This window comes from Campylobacter cuniculorum DSM 23162 = LMG 24588, from assembly GCF_002104335.1.
Taxonomy (GTDB): domain Bacteria; phylum Campylobacterota; class Campylobacteria; order Campylobacterales; family Campylobacteraceae; genus Campylobacter_D; species Campylobacter_D cuniculorum.
In genome coordinates this window covers 35836-54635 of sequence record NZ_CP020867.1, presented here as the reverse complement: position 1 = coordinate 54635, position 18800 = coordinate 35836, and the positions used below count along the sequence as shown (strand labels likewise).

Below are 18800 nucleotides of genomic sequence, written 5' to 3'. Positions count from 1 at the left end.
AAATTTGCAATTTAAAAATCAATAAAAATGTTACTTTAAGTAATTATTTCTATAAAAATTTAATATATTACAACATATAAAGTATAAATTAATATATAAAATATAATAATTATATACTAAATTAAATCTTAGATAAAATAAGGAGATATAATGAATTTTGATAAAACAATAAATAATAAAAAAATAATAAATATCCAAAGACGGGGGGGGGGGGGGGGTATGAAACTCAATACAAAAATGACCATAGCGATTAGTTTGGTGTGTGTCATAGGATTTATTATTTTTGGAATTTTAAGATATTATAATATTCAAAAAAATGAACTTCAGCAAAAATTTGGAGATTATGGACATATGCTTAATCTTGCATCTTTAGCTCTTGATTCTTATGTCAAAGAAAAACAAAGGATTATCATTGAACTCAGTCAATTTATCTCTAAAAATTTCAACGATGATACACAAATTTCGAGTGCTTTGGCAAATGGTGAAAGACTTGGTAATTTTAATCTTGTGTATTTTGGGGTAGAAACAAGTGGTAAGCAATTTCGAAGCAATGGCAACCATAGTTTGATTTCTTCAGGTTATGACCCAAGACAAAGAGCTTGGTATAAAATAGCAAAATCAAGTAATAAAGATATGGTTTTGAGTGATATTTGGTTGCAAAATTATAAAAAAATTCCCGTTTTTGGTTTTAGCTCTCCTGTGATTATTGATAACAAATTTCAAGGAGTTGTAGGTGGAGATTTTACTTTAAAAGCTTTGAATGAGTTTGTTTCTGGCATTTTTAGTAGTTCTTATTCTTTATTTGTTATTGATTCTAAAGGCAAGATAGTAATTTCTCCAAACGATAAAGATATTTTTCAAGAAACCGAACTTTCTAAATTACTTTTAAGTGTTGAAAATATAGATAAATTACAAAATTTCACACAAATTGATAACAAAATGGCGGTTTGTCGTATCAATCATTTTACAAACTGGAAAATTTGTCTTTTAGATGATACATCAAGCATTTATGGAGGAACTCAAAATTCTATTCAAAATTTTATCATTTCTATTGTTGTTTTTGGAGTTATTTTAATCATTATAGTCAATATTTTAATGCGAAAACTTCTTTCTCCTTTAAGAATTATTAGAGATGAAATTTTTAACTTTTTTGATTATCTCAATGGCAAAACAAAACAAATTGATGATTTAAAAGCAATCAATACAGGAGATGAATTTGAAGAAATCAGTGAAAAACTTAATGAAAACATTATTTCATCTAAAAGAAATTTAGATAAAGATAAAGAATGCGTCAAAGAACTCATTAAGGCTTTAGAACAAGTTTCTCAAGGAGATTTTTCAGTTTTAATCTCCAAAGACCCCGCTAATGCAAGATTAAAAGAGTTAAAAATAGGCATATTAAAAGCGATTTTAAATATGAAATCTTCTTTTGAAACCATCACTAAAATTTTACAAATTTATGAAAATGATGATTTCACTCAAAAGGCTAATGCTGATGAAGCACAGGGGGCTTTTGCTAACATTTTAACAGATATTAATGGACTTGGAATTTATATCTCAAATATGCTTAAAGATTCTAGTGATTTATCTCATTCTTTAAAAGACCATTCTCAAGACCTTGAAAATCGTGTAAGAGATATAAAAAGAAGCCTTGAAATTCAAGTTGATTCTATAAAAACATCTGCACAATTTATAGAACAAATCACAAATTCTATGAATGAGGTTTCAAGCAGAACTTCACAAGTCACCATTCAAGCTAAAGACATTAAAAATGTTATAGGAGTGATAAGAGATATAGCCGAACAGACAAATCTTTTAGCCCTCAATGCTGCCATTGAAGCCGCACGAGCTAGAGAATATGGAAAGGGATTTGCTGTCGTGGCTGATGAGGTCAGACAACTCGCAGAAAGAACGGAAAATTCTTTAACCGAAATAGAAACAAATGTCAATATACTTGTGCAAGGAATCAACGATATGAGTCAATCCATTAAAGAACAAACTTCTGAAATCATACAAGTCAATGAAATAGCCATTTCACTTCAAAATGAAGTGAATAAAAATATGGAAATTGCAAATTCTTGTGATGAAATAGCCCTAAAAGTTAATGATTATGCTACAGATATATTAAAACAAATTGAAGCTAAAAAATTTTAAGCTTCACCTTCATTTGTAAATCTTTGAAATTCAGAGTGGGTGCAAATTCCCGCTCACTCTCAAAATGCAAAGTATTAAAACAAAACATAAAAATAGTTTTAATACTTTTTTAATGATTTTTATTTTAGAATAACTGAATTAAAATATATCAAGTATTAAAGGTATATTAGGGTTTGGCATTGAATTTTTAAGATTTTAAATTTAAAAATTCTTTTAATGAGGAGTGAAAGTAGTGTAATTTTAGAAATATTTAAATTTTTAAAATTATGTTACAGACATAAAATTTTTATAAAAAGGAAAATTTATGCGTGAAATTTCTTGTAAAGATATCACTGAAGTTGTGGCAAAACTTTGTATTGAGGCTTGCTGTCGCGTCACTGATGATATGCAAAGGGCTTTTGAAAAAGCCAAAGAAACTGAAAAATCAGAACTTGGTAGAGATGTTTTAGGTAAAATCTTAGAAAACGCAAAGATAGCTAAACAAGAGATGATGCCTATCTGTCAAGATACAGGTATGACTGTGGTTTTTGTCGAAGTTGGACAAGAAGTGCATTTGGTCGATGGATACTTAGAAGATGCAATCAATGAAGGAATTGCTAAGGGCTATGTAGGCGGGTATTTAAGAAAATCTGTTGTTAAGGACCCAGTCTATAACAGAGAAAACACTAAAAACAACGCTCCAGCTGTAATTCACACAAGAATTGTCCCGGGCGATAAAATTAAAATCAAGGTCGCTCCTAAAGGATTTGGAAGTGAGAATAAAGGAATTCTTAAAATGCTCGTGCCTGCTGATGGGCTTGAAGGCGTTAAACAAGTCTTCTTAGAAGCGGTTAAAAAAGCTGGTCCTAATGCTTGTCCTCCTTTGGTTGTCGGTGTAGGCATAGGCGGAACGATGGAAAAATGTGCAATTTTAGCAAAACAAGCAGCAGTAAGAAGTGCAGATAGTGAAAATCCAGACCCTCAATATGCTCAACTTGAAAGAGAACTTGTTGAACTTGCAAATCAAACCGGCGTTGGTCCTCAAGGATTAGGCGGAACAACAACAGCGGTTAAGGTTAATATTGAAGTGTATCCAACGCATATTGCAGGATTGCCTGTGTGTATCAATATCAATTGTCATGCCGCAAGACATGCGGATGCACAATTATAAATAGCTTTAAAAAGCAAAAATTAAAATCTCTCAAAAAATAAGGAGAGATTTTAAAACATTTAAAAAATGAGCTAAGGAAAGAAAATGGCAACGATTAAAATAACAACCCCTTTGACTAAAGAAAAAGTCAAAGAACTCAAAGCGGGAGATAATGTGCTTATCACCGGCACCATTATCGCAGCAAGAGACGCTGCACATAAGGCTTTAACAGAAGCTTTGGCACGAGGAGAAAAATTACCTGTGGATTTTAATAATGAAGTGATTTATTATCTAGGTCCCTCTCCAGCTAATCCTGATAAAAATCAAGCAGTGGGTTCAGCAGGTCCTACAACAAGCGGAAGAATGGACAAATACACTCCAACAATGCTTGAACAAGGAGTGAGCGGAATGATTGGTAAAGGATACCGCTCTGAAGAAGTTATAAAAAGCATGATAAAAAATGGGGCTGTGTATATGGTCGCAATCGGCGGAGCGGGAGCTTTGATTTCAAAAAGTATTAAAAAATATGAAGTTTTAGCCTATCCTGAACTTGGTCCTGAAGCGGTAGCAAGACTTAGTGTTGAAGATTTTCCTGCTATTGTTGCAATTGATTGCAAAGGAAATAATTTTTATGAGCAAGGACAAGCTCCTTATAAAAAAATTTAAACCATTAAGAGCATAAAAAATCTTATTTTATGCTCTTAAACGATGAAACAAGCTAACAATTAAAACGATAATAAAATAAGTATCCATTTTTTATATACAAAAAAGAATTTAAAAGGATAGAAAAAGACTATTAACCTCTTTCGCAATAATTAAAATTGATAAGAGCACTAAAATGAATGAAATTTGAAAAAAGCAAATTTTATAAAATTATAAGATTTAAAAAAGCAAAATCAAAAGAAATCACCGCCATTTAGCAATATAATTAAAACATAAAACAACTTGTATAATCTTTTAAATACCAAGAAAATATTTGAATATAAATTCATATTTTGAGTAAAATAGTAACATTAAATTGAAATAGCCTCGATTTTAATTATTATGTTAAGAAAATTTAAAGCTTTTATACATAATAATCATTACAAGACTTAATATTAATTATGTGAGATTTTACTATGAAAAAAATTTTTATTATGACTTTGTTTTTGGTTTCTCTTTTTGCACGAGATGACTCCAAGCAAGATGATTCAGGAAATAGGGCTTATTTAGGTTGTCTCGCTTATCCTAGTTGGCATTATAAATCTTGCCAAACTCAAAATCAATCTACTTATCAACAATCTGCTTGTGCAACTTTTGGAATTTGTTATTGGTGATTTAACATGGCTTTAATTGAAGTTTGCGGAAAGATTATTGATACAAGAATAAAATTTTCTGGTGCTCCAGCTTTAAAATATGCTGAAGAAGCTTTAGAAAAAGAAATTAAAGAGAGAAAAAAAGAGGAAAAAGAAAGGATTTTATCCATTGAATATTCTAAAGAATATCTTGCTTTAAGGACAAAAGAAAGTCAAAATTTAGAATCACCTCAAAATCCAGCTATAGAATTTACAGATTCTCAAAAAACAAAAGAAATTGTTTCAAACTCTTTTGAATTGTATTATCAAAGAGATTATTTTAGGCTTGATTTACTGATTTAATAAAAAAATATTTTTAAATATTCCCTTGAAATCTTCAGAAAATCTAAAAATAAAAATTTTTATGTCAATAAATAAAAAATTTTAAAATTAAAGACATAAAAATTTAATCCAAATATTTTTTAAACTATTTCTAAACAAATTAAATAATAAATTCTATAAAAATATTACTAAAATTAACATTTATTTTAATTTTTTCTTAATAAGTTATTATTTATCTTGTAAAATACCTAAATTTTTGTATAATTGTAAAAAATAACTATAATAATAAGGAGTATAACAATGCAACACAAAAATCAAAATCTTTTTAAACCCAGCAAAGAATTTTCGCGTAATGCTCGTATTAAAAATATTTGTGAATATTATGATTTATGGAATGAAGCAGAAGAGAATTTTGAGCAATTTTGGAAAAATAAAGCTCTCGAAAAAATTACTTGGTTTTCACCTTTTTCTAAAGTTTTAAATCAAGACAACGCCCCTTTTTATAAGTGGTTTGAAGGAGGCACTTTAAATGTAAGTTATCAATGCTTAGATCGCCACATGAAAACGCGTCGCAACAAAGTTGCTATAATGTTTGAAGGAGAGATGGGGGATTTTGAAGTCTATACTTATCGCAGACTTTTGCATGAGGTTTGCAAAGCAGCAAATTTGCTGAAAAAATTTGGCATAGAAAAGGGTGATAGAGTTGTTATCTATATGCCTATGATTCCAGAAACAGCGATTATCATGCTTGCATGTGCAAGAATTGGGGCAATCCATAGCGTTGTTTTTGGAGGATTTTCTCCTGAAGCTTTAAGAGATAGAATCATTGACGCAAAAGCAAAACTTGTTGTAACTGCTGATGGAGCCTTTAGACGCGGTAAGCCTTATATGCTCAAACCTGCTGTCGATGAAGCTTTGGAAAAAGATTGTGAATGTGTAAAAAAAGTTTTGATTGTAATTCGCAATAAAGAACAGATTGATTATATACCCGGCAGAGATTATATCTATAATGAGCTTATAAAAAATGAATCCTATAAATGTGAGCCCGAAATTATGGATAGCGAGGACTTGCTTTTCTTACTCTACACTTCAGGTTCTACGGGCAAACCAAAGGGTGTGATGCATTCAAGTGCGGGTTATATACTTTGGGCACAAATGACTATGGAATGGGTGTTTGATATTAAAGATATGGATAATTATTGGTGCAGTGCAGATGTGGGCTGGATTACAGGGCATACTTATTCTATATATGGACCTCTTGCTTGTGGTGCAACCACACTCATTTATGAAGGCACACCAACTTATCCTAATTCAGGCAGATGGTGGAGAATGATAGAAGAATACCAAATCAGTAAATTTTACACCTCTCCAACAGCCATTCGTATGCTTCATGCCGATTCTCCTAATGAGCCTAAAAAATACGATTTAGAATCTCTTGAAGTTTTAGGAACTGTGGGTGAGCCTATCAATCCTAATGCTTGGAAGTGGTTTTATGAAAATGTAGGAAATTCAAAGGCTCCTATTGTGGATACTTGGTGGCAAACTGAAACAGGTGGGCATATGATTACACCTCTTCCCGGAGCCACAGCTTTAAAACCCGGAAGTGCAACCCTACCTTTACCCGGAATTTTCGCACAGATTATTGATGAAGAAGGAAATATCAAAGGAGTGGGGGAAGATGGTTTGCTTTGTATCGTCAAACCTTGGCCTTCTATGATTCGAGGAATTTGGGGCGATGAAAAACGTTATGTAGAAAGCTATTTTTCTCAAGCTAAACAAAATGGAAAAGCTGTATATTTTAGCGGAGACGGAGCCTTTTATGATGAAAATGGTTATATTACAATCACAGGTCGTACTGATGATGTTGTCAATGTTGCAGGGCATAGAATTGGCACCGCAGAAATAGAATCTGCTATTGCTAAACATTCAAGTGTTGCCGAGTCCGCAGTCGTTGGAGTTGAGGATAGTATAAAGGGTGAAACTCTGTTTGCTTTTGTTGTGTTAAATCGCGATTCTTCTTGCGATTTAGGCAGTTCAGTCGAAACCTTAAAAGAGCTTAATGATATTTTAAGAGTTGAAATCGGTCCTATAGCTAAAATTGAAAAAATTCTTTACACTCCGGGCTTACCAAAAACCAGAAGCGGTAAGATAATGCGTAGAATTTTAAGGACTATTGCAAGAGGTGAGGAAATCAAACAAGACATTTCTACACTTGAAGATTCTCATATCGTCCAAACCATTGCAAATCTTGTAAAAGCGGAAATTGAATAAATTTTTAAACCTTTATATTTTAGCAAGAAGCTCTTATTTTTTAAGTAAGAGTGGATTGCTTGTTTGGGATTAATTTTATAAGAGCATATGAATCTTGAGTTTTAGGATTAAAATTTAAAGCCCTTAGCTAAGAAAATTAAGCTAAACTTAGCCCTTAACTCAAATGCTTTATTTTTAGATATAAAATTTCTTTATAGGCTTGACAAAATGTATCATTTAGTTTAAAATTCTATATGATTGATTGAAATTTTAAGGATTAATATGCTTCAAACTTGTATTTTTCCCGCTGCAGGGTATGGGACGCGGTTTTTGCCTGCAACAAAGGCTCTTCCAAAAGAAATGTTGCCAATTCTTACAAAACCTTTAATCCATTATGGGGTTGATGAAGCCTTAGAAGCAGGAATGGATAACATGGGCTTTGTCACCGGACGTGGAAAAAGGGCTTTAGAAGATTATTTTGACATATCTTATGAGCTTGAACATCAAATTTCTGGGACAAAAAAAGAACATTTATTGAGCGAAATTCGTAGTTTAATCCATCGTTGCACTTTTACTTTTACAAGGCAAAATGAGATGAGAGGCTTAGGTGATGCTGTTTTAAAAGGAAAACCTTTAACTTCAGATGAGTCCTTTGGAGTGATTTTAGCCGATGATTTATGCGTCAATGAAGAGGGCTTAAATGTTATGGCTCAAATGGTTAAAATTTACGAAAAATATCGTTGCACCATCATTTCTGTTATGGAAGTTCCTAAAAATCAAGTTTCAAACTATGGAATCATTAATGGTAATTTTGTTGAAGAGGATTTGATTATGGTGCATTCTATGGTTGAAAAACCAAATCCCAAAGAAGCTCCAAGTAATCTTGCTATCATAGGACGCTACATTTTAACTCCGGATATTTTTGGAATTTTAGAAAATACAAAAGCGGGTAAAAATGGAGAAATCCAACTCACAGATGCCCTTTTAACTCAAGCGACTAATAATATGGTTTTAGCTTATAAATTTAAAGGCAAACGCTTTGATTGCGGAAGTGTAGAGGGCTTTGTAGAGGCGACAAATTATTTTTATAAGAAAAGTTTATGTTAAGAAACAACTTATTTTTTAAGACAAGTGAGCTCAAATTCATCTCTTCTTATGCAAGACGTATGAATGATGAGTTAAATAGCGGAGATATAGGGTATTATCATCTTATCCATACGAGTTTGGAGCTTATTGATGAGAGTTTAGAATTTATCAAAGATAAAACACATATTAAGAATATCGTTTTAGTCGGAATGGGCGGTTCAAGCTGCGGGGTGAAAGCCTTGCAAAATCTACTCTTTGATGAAAAGGAAAATGACAGAGAGCTTCTTATACTCGATAATACTTCTTCGCACAGCTTCGCTCAAATTTTAAAAAAACTTAAGCTTGAAGAGAGTCTTTTTCTCATCACTTCAAAAACAGGCAACACTATAGAAGTTGTTTCGCTTTTTAAACTTATCATTGCTCATTTTGGTATAGAATTTTCAAGGATTAGGGACTATTTTGTTTTTATCACAGATAGAGATTCTAAACTTCATAAAGAGGGTGAAAATTTGAAGGTTAAGACCTTTTTTATCCCAAATAATGTCGGTGGTCGCTTCAGTGTGCTTTCAGCTGTGGGCATAGTGCCACTTTGTTTTTGTGGTTATAATGCAAAAGCCCTTTTGGACGGAGCTAAGCAATGTTTTGAGGATTTTTTTATCCATAAAAAAGAAGAAATCTTACAAAAGGCTTATCATTATTGCACTCATAAAAATGCAAATATCAATGTGCTTTTTTCTTACGGGGATTCTTTTAAAGGTTTTAATGAATGGTATATCCAGCTCATTGCTGAAAGTTTGGGTAAAAAACAAGGCTATAAAAGAATAGGTTTAACTCCTATAGCCCTCATAGGAGCAAGGGATCAGCATAGTTTTTTGCAACTCATTATGGATGGACCTAAGAATAAAACCATTTCTTTTTTAAGAGTTTTGAATTCTAAAAAAAGCCCTGTGATTCCAAATATTGATTTTGAATTTTTAGACTCTTCGAGCAATGGAGTGAGTTTGCACAATCTTTTAAATGCACAATGTGAAGCCACAATGAATGCACTCATTGCTGAAAATTTAAGCGTGGATTTAATCGAACTTGATTATTTAGATGCTTGGCATACGGGGTATTTGATGTATTATTATGAACTTTTTACCTCAACTTGTGGCATTATGTTGGGGATTGATACTTATAATCAACCCGGTGTAGAAATTGGAAAATTAATTTTAAAAAAAATCCTTGACGCACAAACAAATTCATAAAAAAATAGTATAATAAAAAGGTTATAATATAAAATTATTAATTAATAATAATTATTATTTAAGAATATTTATATTATAATTTAAAAAATTTAAAATAAGGAGACAAAATGTCAGTTACAAAACAACTTTTGCAACTTCAAGCGGATGCTCACAGTTTGTGGGTTAAATTTCACAATTATCATTGGAATGTTAAAGGATTTCAGTTTTTTTCTATCCACGAATACACTGAAAAAGCTTATGAGGATATGGCAGAATTATTTGATGATTGTGCCGAGAGGGTTTTACAACTTAAAGAAAAAGCGATAGTGGATGCAGAAATTTTAAATAAAAATGCGAAGAGTCCAAAAATTCAAAAAGATTGCTTCAGTGCAAATGAAGTTATAGAACTTATTAAAAAAGATTACGAATATCTTTTAAATGAATTTAAAAAACTCGATAAAGAATCAGAAAAAGCAGGGGATACAACCACAGCGGCTTTTGCACAAGAAAATATAGCAAAATATGAAAAAAGTCTTTGGATGCTTGAAGCCACTTTGGAAAATTCTTGCAAGAATAAATAATTTTCATTTGCATTAAAATAAAAGCGGAGTGAAGCTCCGCTAAATAAAAATTCACAGATTGAAAGGCTATAAATTTTTAAAATAATCGTTTATTTTTAAGAATTTTTCTCATAACTCTACAACTAAAACCATATCTTGTAAATATAAAAAAATTAATGCTTTTATATAAAAATATCAAGTTTTAAACATTGAATTCTAAAACTTATAAAAATTTTTAAAAACAAAATGTATATAATACTAAAAAATTTATGAGGAGTAAAATGCCAAAGACAACTGAAAAACAAAGCAAAAGTGCGGAATTTGGGACACAAAATTACAAGATTTTCAAGCAAGATTGTCGCAGTGGTTTGCGGGAATTAGAGGATTATAGTATTGATTTTATCGTTACAGATCCGCCCTATTTTATTGACGGAATGAATGATGAGTGGAATGACAGAGAGCTTGAAAACAAGGTGGCAAAGTCTGGTGTCATAGCCGGTAATGTTATTCCGCAATGTCAAGTGTGTAATCGTCCTGATAGAGATAGGTGTATCTATGAGGTAGAGTAGTGGAGATAGCGGATACTGATAAAAGAGTGGTTGAAAAATATTTAAAAAAGGTTTCATTAGGCACAAAAGAATATTTTTTGCAGTTGTTAAAGACTTTATTGCGTTTGAAGTGATGTTTATTAAGAATTATCAAATTTGCACAAAATTAAAGAGCATTGCGATGATTTATATGTTGCAAGAAAATAGAAGACGCAATCAAAAAAATATAAAAGATATTTAAAGCAAACTCAAATCCTTCTTTCACTTTTGAAAAAACAAGAAAAATCTTACATCGATTAAACATAGAAAATCTAAAATTTCAAGCATAAATTCTAAATTTAAGATTCTAAACAAACAAAAAACTTATATTTTTAATATTTCCTTAAATAAAACACATAGAATTTGGATAAATTCTTAATTTTAGCAAAAAGTTACACTTCAATGCTATGAGCTTATCTCTTTACATTTCTTTAAAAATTTCCCTTAGACTTTTGCAAACATATTTAATTTCATCTTTACAAATCACATAAGGTGGCATAAAATAAATTGTATTGCCTAAAGGTCTTAATAAAAGCCCTTTTTTTAAGGCTTTTTGAAACACGAAAAGCCCTGCCCTTGTATCGGGGTTTCGCAAAATATCAAAGGCGTAAATCATTCCGCATTGTCTAAAATTCCCCAAAAAATCAAATTCTTTTAAGATTTCAAATTTCTTTTTTATAAAAGCACTAAGTTTGCGATTTTTTTCTATGATATTGTGATGTTCAAAAATATCAAGCACAGCATTTGCTGCAGCACAAGCCAAAGCATTTCCGGTATAAGAATGAGAGTGCAAAAAAGCTTTTTGAGTTTCATAGGGTGCATAAAAGGCATTATAAATTTCATCACTTGTAAGCACAACAGAGAGGGGCAAGTATCCTCCTGTAATACCCTTAGATAAACATAAAAAATCGGGCTTTAGCTTACATTGTTCAAATGCAAAAAAGCTCCCTGTGCGCCCAAAAGCTGTAGCAACCTCATCAAAGATGATTTGTATTCCAAATTCCTTGCAAAGTTTTATGGCTTCATCGATAAATTGAGCTTTATACATACGCATATTTCCTGCACATTGAACGAGAGGCTCAAGTATAAAAGCACAAATTTCGTTGCCATTTTTTTCTAAAATGAGACGCAAGGTTTTAAGTTCGTTTTCAAAATTTTCATCTTTTGGCACAGGAGTGCTAAGACATTCGAGAAGTAAAGGTTTATAAATATCCTTATAAAGTCCTACATCACCGACGCTTAAAGCCCCTAAGGTCTCGCCGTGATAGGCATTGCTAAGGGCTAAAAATTTATGTCTTTTTTGTCCTAAATTCAAATGAAAATGAAAGCTCATTTTAAGGGCGATTTCTACTGCTGATGAACCATTGTCTGCATAGAAACATTTATTGAAAGGTTTTCCGGCTAATTGACAAAGCCTTGCAGAAAGCATAATAATTTGCTCATGAGAAAATCCTGCCAAAATGACATGCTCTAGTTGAGCAAGTTGCTTTTTTATAGCCTTTGATATATAGGGATTGCAATGCCCAAAAAGATTAACCCACCAAGAACTCACACAATCTAAATAAGCCTTATCATCAAAATCATAGAGCCAAACCCCTTTTGCCTTTTTAATGGGTATCAAAGGTAAAAATTCGTGGTCTTTCATTTGAGTGCAAGGATGCCAAATATGCTCTAAATCAAGCTTTTGTAATTTTTTATACATCAATTTCCTTTATAAATAAGCATTGTATAAAAATAACATAAAAATTGAGTTAAGAACATAAATTTTTTAATAAAGAATAAATTTTCATGCAAATTTAAAATATAAAAGTCAATTTTATTTTATAAGGCTTTTTATTTGCTCTTTTAAATGCGGATTTAAAATTAAATTTTGAGTTAAAAAGGGTAGATTTATAAGAGGAATTTGAGTGTAATTTTGCACAAATTCATCTTGTAAAGGCTCTTTTTCACCCATCATCACTAGGGCTAGAATTTTAATATTTCTTCGTTTTAAAGCCTCTACACTTGATAAAATATGATTGATGCTTCCAAGATAGTATTTAGCGATTAAAAAAGTAGGGAATTTAAATCTTTCCATAAAATCTATCATTGTGTATCTTTCATCAAGTGGTGTAAAAATCCCGCCAGCAAGCTCAATAAGCAAATTTTCACTTTCAGGTAAAGCTATCTTTAAAGCCTGATAATTTGCATGTTCGAGTTTCTTTCCTACATGTGGTGAGGCAGGAGTTTGTAAAGTGATTCCGTTTTTAAAAATACGAGTTTTAGGACTAGTTTTAGCGATAAATTCACTATCTGTAGGATTTCCCGCCTGTATAAGCTTGAAATAATCATAACCGAAATTCGCACAAAATACTGCACTAAAATGAGTTTTACCCACATCTGTATGGATTGCACTAACATAAATTTTCATCGTTTTTAACTTTAAGAAATAAATTTAAGTCCTATACTACATATAATAATGAGAGATAGAAGGATAAATTTCAATATACTTTTACTCTCTTTAAAAAACAAAACCCCACAAATAACGCCTCCAGCTGCACCTATTCCTGTCCATACTGCATAGGCAATTCCCATTGAAAGTTCTCGCATCGCTAGAGATAAAAATCCAAAACTTAACATAAATAAAAACATTAAAACGAGAATTAAAATTTTCTTGCCGCTCAATACGAATTTTTTCATCACTATAACACCCAAAATCTCCATAAAACCAGCAATAATGAGATAAATCCAGCTCATTTTTGCTCTTTTATCTCATCGAAAACAACATCGGATAGCTCTTTAAATGCTTCATCATCGTTTTCTTTATTTACAAATTTTAAAGCTATAACACAAATCACTAAAATAGTGATTAAAAGGATTTTAATCAAGGAAAAATTCTCACCAAAATAAAGCATTTCAGCTAAAACCACTCCAGCCGTCCCAATCCCCACAAAAACGGCATAAGCTACACTCACTTCAATCTTTTTCATCGCAATTATACCGCAAGAAAAAGAAATCAATATGCCTAAACCTGTAAGAATATATAGAGTAAAAGAATCAGCATATTTTAAACCACTCACCCAAAAACACTCCATAATACCGCCAACAATAATCAAAACCCAAGCTAAATTTGAACTCATTTCTTAATTATAAACCTCTATAAATCAAATTTTTAAAATACAATTATATCAAAAAAATTTACTTCAATTTTTTAATAAATCCTTATAAAAAAACACTCCAAGTCCCATAAAAATTATAATCAATCCTATGATTTTATGGATAGAAATTTCTCTCACTTCAAGCCCAAAAAACCCTATTTTATCCATCACAACGCTTGAAATTATCTGCCCTAAAACAATGAGTAAAAAAGTATTTGCAAGTCCAATTTTTGGAGTTAATACAATAATACCTAAAATAGCACAAGCTCCCAAAACACCTCCTAAAAACTTCCACCATTCTTGTTGAGTCAAAGCCTTTATCGTAGAAGAATTTAAAGCTCCGCTAAAATAAGAAAGCATGAACAAACAAAAAGTACCCACAACAAAAGAAACCAAACCCGCCATTAAAGGTGTTTCATACAAAGACTTACTCAAAAGCGAATTAATCGAAGCTTGCACAGCAAACATAATACCCATACAAAAAGCAAACACATAAAACATTTTAACCCCTTAACTTTGTAAAACAAGCACTTTGATTTACAATTTGAACTTATAACACAATGATTGGTTTGATTAAATTTTTATTTTCAAACCTTACAAGATTTTTTCTTTCAAAATATAAGTTTATATTTTTAAATTCATTTACAATTTAGTGCTAAATAATTTTTTAATATCAATACAAATTCAATCTTTAAAATTATTCTACAAATATGATTTCACAAAATTTAACCAAATCATAAAAATTCATTGCGTTGAATTTTAACGTATTTTTTTTCTTTTAAGCCTTGAAATTTTATAAATTTTTGAAGCCTCACCCTCGAATAAATCAAAATCGACAATCTTATCTGCCTTTTTACGTGCCCAAATTTCATCAAATTTTTGTCCATGAAGATTTGCTGAAGTTGAGTAAAGCCAAGAAAATTGAGCTAAAAATTCACTATGTTTTCCTTCTTTTACAACTCGTATAGCTTTAGAATTAGGATATATAAAAGTTGTTTTTTTCACGCGACGAATTAAATTTTTAAAAGAATTTGGCACCCTCGCAAGTTTTTTAAGCTCATAAAATTTTGCGGTTGTGATTAAACAAGCCGTGTTTTTATCTCTATTTTTTAAGGTGTTTAAAGCCTTTAAATCCTTACTCAAAAAACCTGCTGTAGTATCTGTTTGTGCTAAATAAATCATCTTAATTTTTACGAGCTAAAAAATTAGTGGCGATAGAATCTGAAATATTATGCCATACGTTAAAAACTGCTCCTGCTATTGTGGCAACAGGATTAAAATTAACAGCAAAAGAGGTTGCAAGAGCTGAATTTTGCATACCAACTTCTATGGAAACAGCTTTACATTTTTTCATTTACATTCTTTGTTTTTTCATTTTTATCTCATTTAAATTCAAGCGATACACTCAAGCTGTATTTAAAGTTTTAACTTCATAAAAAGCTTGGTTTCACTATGAAGTTTTAAAGATTTTTAAACGCTTTAAAACTTCATTTATTTTTCATATTTAAGCCATTCTTGTAAGCTTTTAATCTCTTCATAAGTTTCATCTTGCATTGCCTTGATAGACTTTGCACCTGCAAAAGCGGCCCTTAAATTTGTAAAATAAGGAATTTTAAAACGAATGATATTTTCACGAATTTTTTTAGTATCGCTTTTAAAACTTTTCTCATCGCTTGAATTAATCACCAGCTGAATCTCACCATTTTTAAGCTTATCTTCAACATTTGGACGTCCTTCTGAAATTTTATAGACACGCTCACACTCAAAACCTGCATTTTGAATTTCTGCACAAGTGCCACTTGTTGCTAAAAGAGTGAAGCCAAGTTTTGAGTATTCTTGTGCAAGTTTTTTGGCTTGTTTTTTATCTGAATTTTTTAAAGAAATAAAAACTTTACCCTTTTCAGGCAAGACATTAAAAGCTGCAAGCTGACTCTTAGCATAAGAATTTGCAAAATCCTTGCTAATACCCATAACTTCTCCGGTTGAGTGCATTTCAGGACCAAGCTCTAAATCACTTCCATTAAGTTTTGCAAAAGGAAATACCGCTTCTTTCACGCTTACATATTGAGGTTTTTTAGGACGCAAAATTTTATGTTTATCATCGACAATTTTAAATTTATCATAAAATTTTAAGGCTTCTTTTAAATTTCCCTGCCACATCACACGCGTAGCAACCTTAGCTAAGGCAATACCCGTTGCTTTGCTTACAAAAGGCACGGTTCTTGAGGCTCTAGGATTGACCTCGATGATAAAAAGTTTATTTTCATAAAGAGCAAATTGTATGTTTAAAAGCCCTATAACTCCTAAATTTAAAGCAATATCTGCTGTTTTTTCTCTAATCAATTCTTGAGTTTTTTCATCGATACTGCAAGGAGGCAAAGAACAAGCACTATCTCCGGAGTGAATTCCCGCTTCTTCAATATGTTCCATAATCCCAGCGACATAAACTTCCTTACCATCACTTATAGCATCCACATCGAGTTCGGTTGCATTGTTTAAAAATTCATCGAGCAAAACGGGACTTTTATCACTCACATCAACCGCTTCTTGCATATAAAGACGCAATTCATTTTCATTTTGCACCACTCGCATAGCTCTACCGCCTAAAACATAACTAGGACGCACCAAAAGCGGATAGCCAATTTCATTAGCTTTAATCACAGCTTCTTCAACGCTTGTTGCAGTGGAATTTTTAGGTTGAGAGATTCCAAGTTTATTGATGAATTCTGAAAATTTCTTTCTGTCTTCAGCCAAATCAATCACTCTTGCACTTGTGCCTATGATTTTAGCTCCAAATGCACTCAATCTTTTAGCAAATTTTAAAGGGGTTTGTCCCCCAAAATGAACGATGATTCCATCGGGTTTTTCTCTTTCAATAACAGCCCTTAAATGCTCAAAATCAATGGGTTCAAAATACAAAATATCGCTTGTATCATAATCAGTAGAAACGGTTTCTGGATTGCAATTATACATAATGGTTTTAATATTCATATCTTTAAGAGCAAAACACGCATGAACACAAGCATAATCAAATTCTATACCCTGTCCTATGCGATTAGGACCACCTCCTATGATAAGGACTTTTTTATCTCTTTCTTTTTTATTCTCACTCTTACTTTGTGTCATTTCGCTGACATTAATGCTAGAATAAAGATAAGGAGTTAAGGCTTTAAATTCTCCTGCACAAGTATCAACTTCACTGAATTCAGCAATGATTTTTTGTTTCATTCTCGCGTAATAAATATCATTTTGAGAGAGATCAAGATTGTCTTTTAAATTCACCAAAAAAGCTATCATTTTATCAGAAAAACCCATAGTTTTAGCCTTTCTTAGCAAGGCTTTGTTGTTTAAAATATCCATATCGATTTGTTTTTCAAATGCGATTAATTCTTTAATCTGCTCTAAAAACCAAGAATCAATGTTTGATAAAGCATGAATTTCTTCTACATTTAAACCTTCTCTAAAAGCTTGTGCTATATATAAAAGTCTTTTTTCATTGGGATTTCTTATCTTAAAAATCAAATCATTTTTATCCTCAATCTTCATTCTATCAAAACCGCTATAATTTTTTTCAAGCGAACAAAGGGCTTTTTGTATGCTTTCTTTAAAAGTGCGACCTATTGCCATAACCTCGCCAACACTTTTCATCGCTGTGCCTAGAATATCATTTGCACCCGGAAATTTCTCAAAAGTAAAACGTGGAATCTTTGTTACAATATAATCAATCACAGGCTCAAAAGAAGCTGGAGTCATTGTAATATCGTTTTTAATCTCGTCCAAACTAAAACCCACCGCTAAAAGCGTAGCAACTTTAGCAATAGGATAGCCTGTAGCCTTGCTTGCAAGGGCTGAAGACCTTGAAACTCTAGGATTCATTTCTATGACTATCATTCTGCCATTTTTTGGATTGATTGCAAATTGCACATTTGAACCGCCGGTATCGACGCCGATTTCTCTTAATATAGCAAAAGAAGCATTGCGCATAACTTGATATTCTTTATCTGTGAGTGTTAAAGCAGGTGCGATAGTGATAGAATCTCCGGTATGAACGCCCATAGGATCTAAATTTTCAATTGAACAAACAATGATACAATTATCAAGTCTATCTCTTATGACCTCCATTTCGTATTCTTTCCAGCCTAACAGACTTTCTTCGATTAAAATTTCGTGGATAGGGCTAAGATTTAAGGCTTGAGTGGCAAGCTCTTTAAATTCATCTAAATTATACACCACTCCACTTCCTGCACCGCCTAAGGTATAAGAAGCTCGTATCATCAAAGGAAAGCCTATTTCCGTGCTTGCTTTTAGGGCCTCATCATAATCATAAGCATACATTGATTTTGGTAAATCCATACCGATTTTTTTCATGCATTCTTTAAAAACTTGTCTGTCCTCGCCTTTTTTAATCGCCTCCGGATTAGCACCTAAAAATTTCACCTGCCCTAAAAGTCCGCTTTCATAAACTTCCATAGCAACATTGAGAGCGATTTGTCCGCCCATAGTCGGTAAAATCGCATCGATTTTTTCTTTTTTAATGATTTTTAAAATATTTTTTTTTGTGATTGGTTCGATATAAGTTGCATCTGCAAATTCCGGGTCTGTCATAATGGTAGCAGGATTTGAATTGATAAGCACAACGCGATAGCCTAGTTCTTTCAAGGTTTTAGCTGCTTGAGTGCCTGAATAATCAAATTCACAAGCCTGTCCTATCACAACAGGTCCGCTTCCTATAAGCAAAATGCTTTTAATGTCCGTTCGTTTTGGCATTGATATTCCTAAAAAGCTGATTTTTAAGAAATTATAACAAAGTCTTTGTTTTTGAAAGCTTAAAAATTTGAGATAAAATGACAAATTTATGCAATGAAATATGCTAAAATTGAGAAATATTTAATATCAAAAATCGAAGTTTGGAATATAATTTAAGAATACTTTTATATTTTTTAAAGTATAATCCCTAAATTTTTTAATACTTACAATAATAAAATACTTAGGAAAGGAGTAAAATATGGTCTTAACATTTTCATCTGTTTTTAACTTAATTTGCTTTTTTTCTAT

General features: G+C 31.7%; 18 protein-coding genes and 1 pseudogene. 12 read left to right on the top strand and 7 right to left on the bottom strand.

The window, feature by feature from the left end; all coding sequences use genetic code 11:
* Positions 1 to 150 precede the first annotated feature (150 nt).
* From CCUN_RS10220 to CCUN_RS00255, 11 genes and pseudogenes are all read left to right on the top strand, one after another.
* Positions 151 to 900: pseudogene (locus CCUN_RS10220) on the top strand (cache domain-containing protein); the annotation flags it as partial.
* 39 nt (positions 901 to 939) lie between these two features.
* Positions 940 to 2154, top strand: coding sequence for a methyl-accepting chemotaxis protein (locus CCUN_RS10215; RefSeq protein WP_415270574.1), 1215 nt, complete (start codon positions 940 to 942; stop codon positions 2152 to 2154).
* A gap of 304 nt (positions 2155 to 2458) precedes the next feature.
* Positions 2459 to 3304 (top strand): fumarate hydratase, encoded by an 846-nt coding sequence (locus tag CCUN_RS00295; RefSeq protein WP_027304961.1) that lies wholly within the window; start codon positions 2459 to 2461, stop codon positions 3302 to 3304.
* 84 nt (positions 3305 to 3388) lie between these two features.
* Positions 3389 to 3949 carry a Fe-S-containing hydro-lyase gene (locus tag CCUN_RS00290; protein WP_027304960.1) on the top strand — a complete coding sequence of 187 codons (561 nt, stop codon included), beginning with the start codon at positions 3389 to 3391 and terminating at the stop codon, positions 3947 to 3949.
* Positions 3950 to 4401: 452 nt separating this feature from the next.
* Positions 4402 to 4599 carry a hypothetical protein gene (locus CCUN_RS00285; protein ID WP_027304959.1) on the top strand — a complete coding sequence of 66 codons (198 nt, stop codon included), beginning with the start codon at positions 4402 to 4404 and terminating at the stop codon, positions 4597 to 4599.
* Positions 4600 to 4605: 6 nt separating this feature from the next.
* Entirely contained in the window at positions 4606 to 4920 is a 315-nt protein-coding gene (locus CCUN_RS00280; protein WP_027304958.1) for a hypothetical protein, read from the top strand.
* Positions 4921 to 5199: 279 nt separating this feature from the next.
* The gene (gene acs / locus CCUN_RS00275) at positions 5200 to 7170 is read left to right on the top strand and encodes an acetate--CoA ligase (protein ID WP_027304957.1); all 1971 of its coding nucleotides are present in this window, start codon (positions 5200 to 5202) and stop codon (positions 7168 to 7170) included.
* Between the two features lie 261 nt (positions 7171 to 7431).
* On the top strand, positions 7432 to 8256 hold the full coding sequence (galU, locus tag CCUN_RS00270; RefSeq protein ID WP_027304956.1) for a UTP--glucose-1-phosphate uridylyltransferase GalU: 825 nt from the start codon (positions 7432 to 7434) through the stop codon (positions 8254 to 8256).
* On the top strand, positions 8250 to 9482 hold the full coding sequence (locus CCUN_RS00265) for a glucose-6-phosphate isomerase (RefSeq protein WP_027304955.1): 1233 nt from the start codon (positions 8250 to 8252) through the stop codon (positions 9480 to 9482). Before galU ends, CCUN_RS00265 begins: the two co-directional genes overlap by 7 nt.
* A gap of 107 nt (positions 9483 to 9589) precedes the next feature.
* Positions 9590 to 10042 (top strand): Dps family protein, encoded by a 453-nt coding sequence (locus CCUN_RS00260; protein ID WP_027304954.1) that lies wholly within the window; start codon positions 9590 to 9592, stop codon positions 10040 to 10042.
* A gap of 260 nt (positions 10043 to 10302) precedes the next feature.
* Positions 10303 to 10590, top strand: coding sequence for a hypothetical protein (locus CCUN_RS00255; RefSeq protein WP_027304953.1), 288 nt, complete (start codon positions 10303 to 10305; stop codon positions 10588 to 10590).
* 439 nt (positions 10591 to 11029) lie between these two features.
* On the opposite strand, the gene CCUN_RS00250 is transcribed toward CCUN_RS00255, so the two are convergent.
* The 6 genes from CCUN_RS00250 to CCUN_RS00225 all read right to left on the bottom strand — a co-directional run bounded on the left by CCUN_RS00250 (position 11030) and on the right by CCUN_RS00225 (position 14927).
* Positions 11030 to 12310 carry an adenosylmethionine--8-amino-7-oxononanoate transaminase gene (locus tag CCUN_RS00250; protein ID WP_027304952.1) on the bottom strand — a complete coding sequence of 427 codons (1281 nt, stop codon included), beginning with the start codon at positions 12308 to 12310 and terminating at the stop codon, positions 11030 to 11032.
* A gap of 114 nt (positions 12311 to 12424) precedes the next feature.
* Complete coding sequence (gene bioD / locus CCUN_RS00245; protein ID WP_027304951.1) at positions 12425 to 13018, bottom strand: ATP-dependent dethiobiotin synthetase BioD; 594 nt, start codon at positions 13016 to 13018, stop codon at positions 12425 to 12427.
* An 11-nt stretch (positions 13019 to 13029) separates the two neighbouring features.
* Positions 13030 to 13344, bottom strand: coding sequence for a DMT family transporter (locus CCUN_RS00240; protein WP_027304950.1), 315 nt, complete (start codon positions 13342 to 13344; stop codon positions 13030 to 13032).
* Positions 13341 to 13727: a DMT family transporter gene (locus tag CCUN_RS00235; protein WP_027304949.1), complete on the bottom strand. Its 387-nt coding sequence runs from the start codon at positions 13725 to 13727 to the stop codon at positions 13341 to 13343. The genes CCUN_RS00240 and CCUN_RS00235 overlap by 4 nt, the downstream gene beginning before the upstream one ends.
* Before the next feature lie 63 nt (positions 13728 to 13790).
* Positions 13791 to 14246, bottom strand: coding sequence for a DMT family transporter (locus tag CCUN_RS00230; protein ID WP_027304948.1), 456 nt, complete (start codon positions 14244 to 14246; stop codon positions 13791 to 13793).
* A 258-nt stretch (positions 14247 to 14504) separates the two neighbouring features.
* Positions 14505 to 14927, bottom strand: coding sequence for a Sua5 YciO YrdC YwlC family protein (locus CCUN_RS00225; protein WP_027304947.1), 423 nt, complete (start codon positions 14925 to 14927; stop codon positions 14505 to 14507).
* Between the two features lie 26 nt (positions 14928 to 14953).
* On the opposite strand from CCUN_RS00225, the gene CCUN_RS09910 reads away from it, so the two are divergent.
* The gene (locus tag CCUN_RS09910; protein WP_169732367.1) at positions 14954 to 15181 is read left to right on the top strand and encodes a hypothetical protein; all 228 of its coding nucleotides are present in this window, start codon (positions 14954 to 14956) and stop codon (positions 15179 to 15181) included.
* Between the two features lie 55 nt (positions 15182 to 15236).
* On the opposite strand, the gene carB is transcribed toward CCUN_RS09910, so the two are convergent.
* Positions 15237 to 18512: a carbamoyl-phosphate synthase large subunit gene (gene carB, locus CCUN_RS00220; protein ID WP_027304946.1), complete on the bottom strand. Its 3276-nt coding sequence runs from the start codon at positions 18510 to 18512 to the stop codon at positions 15237 to 15239.
* Between the last annotated feature and the right edge of the window lie 288 nt (positions 18513 to 18800).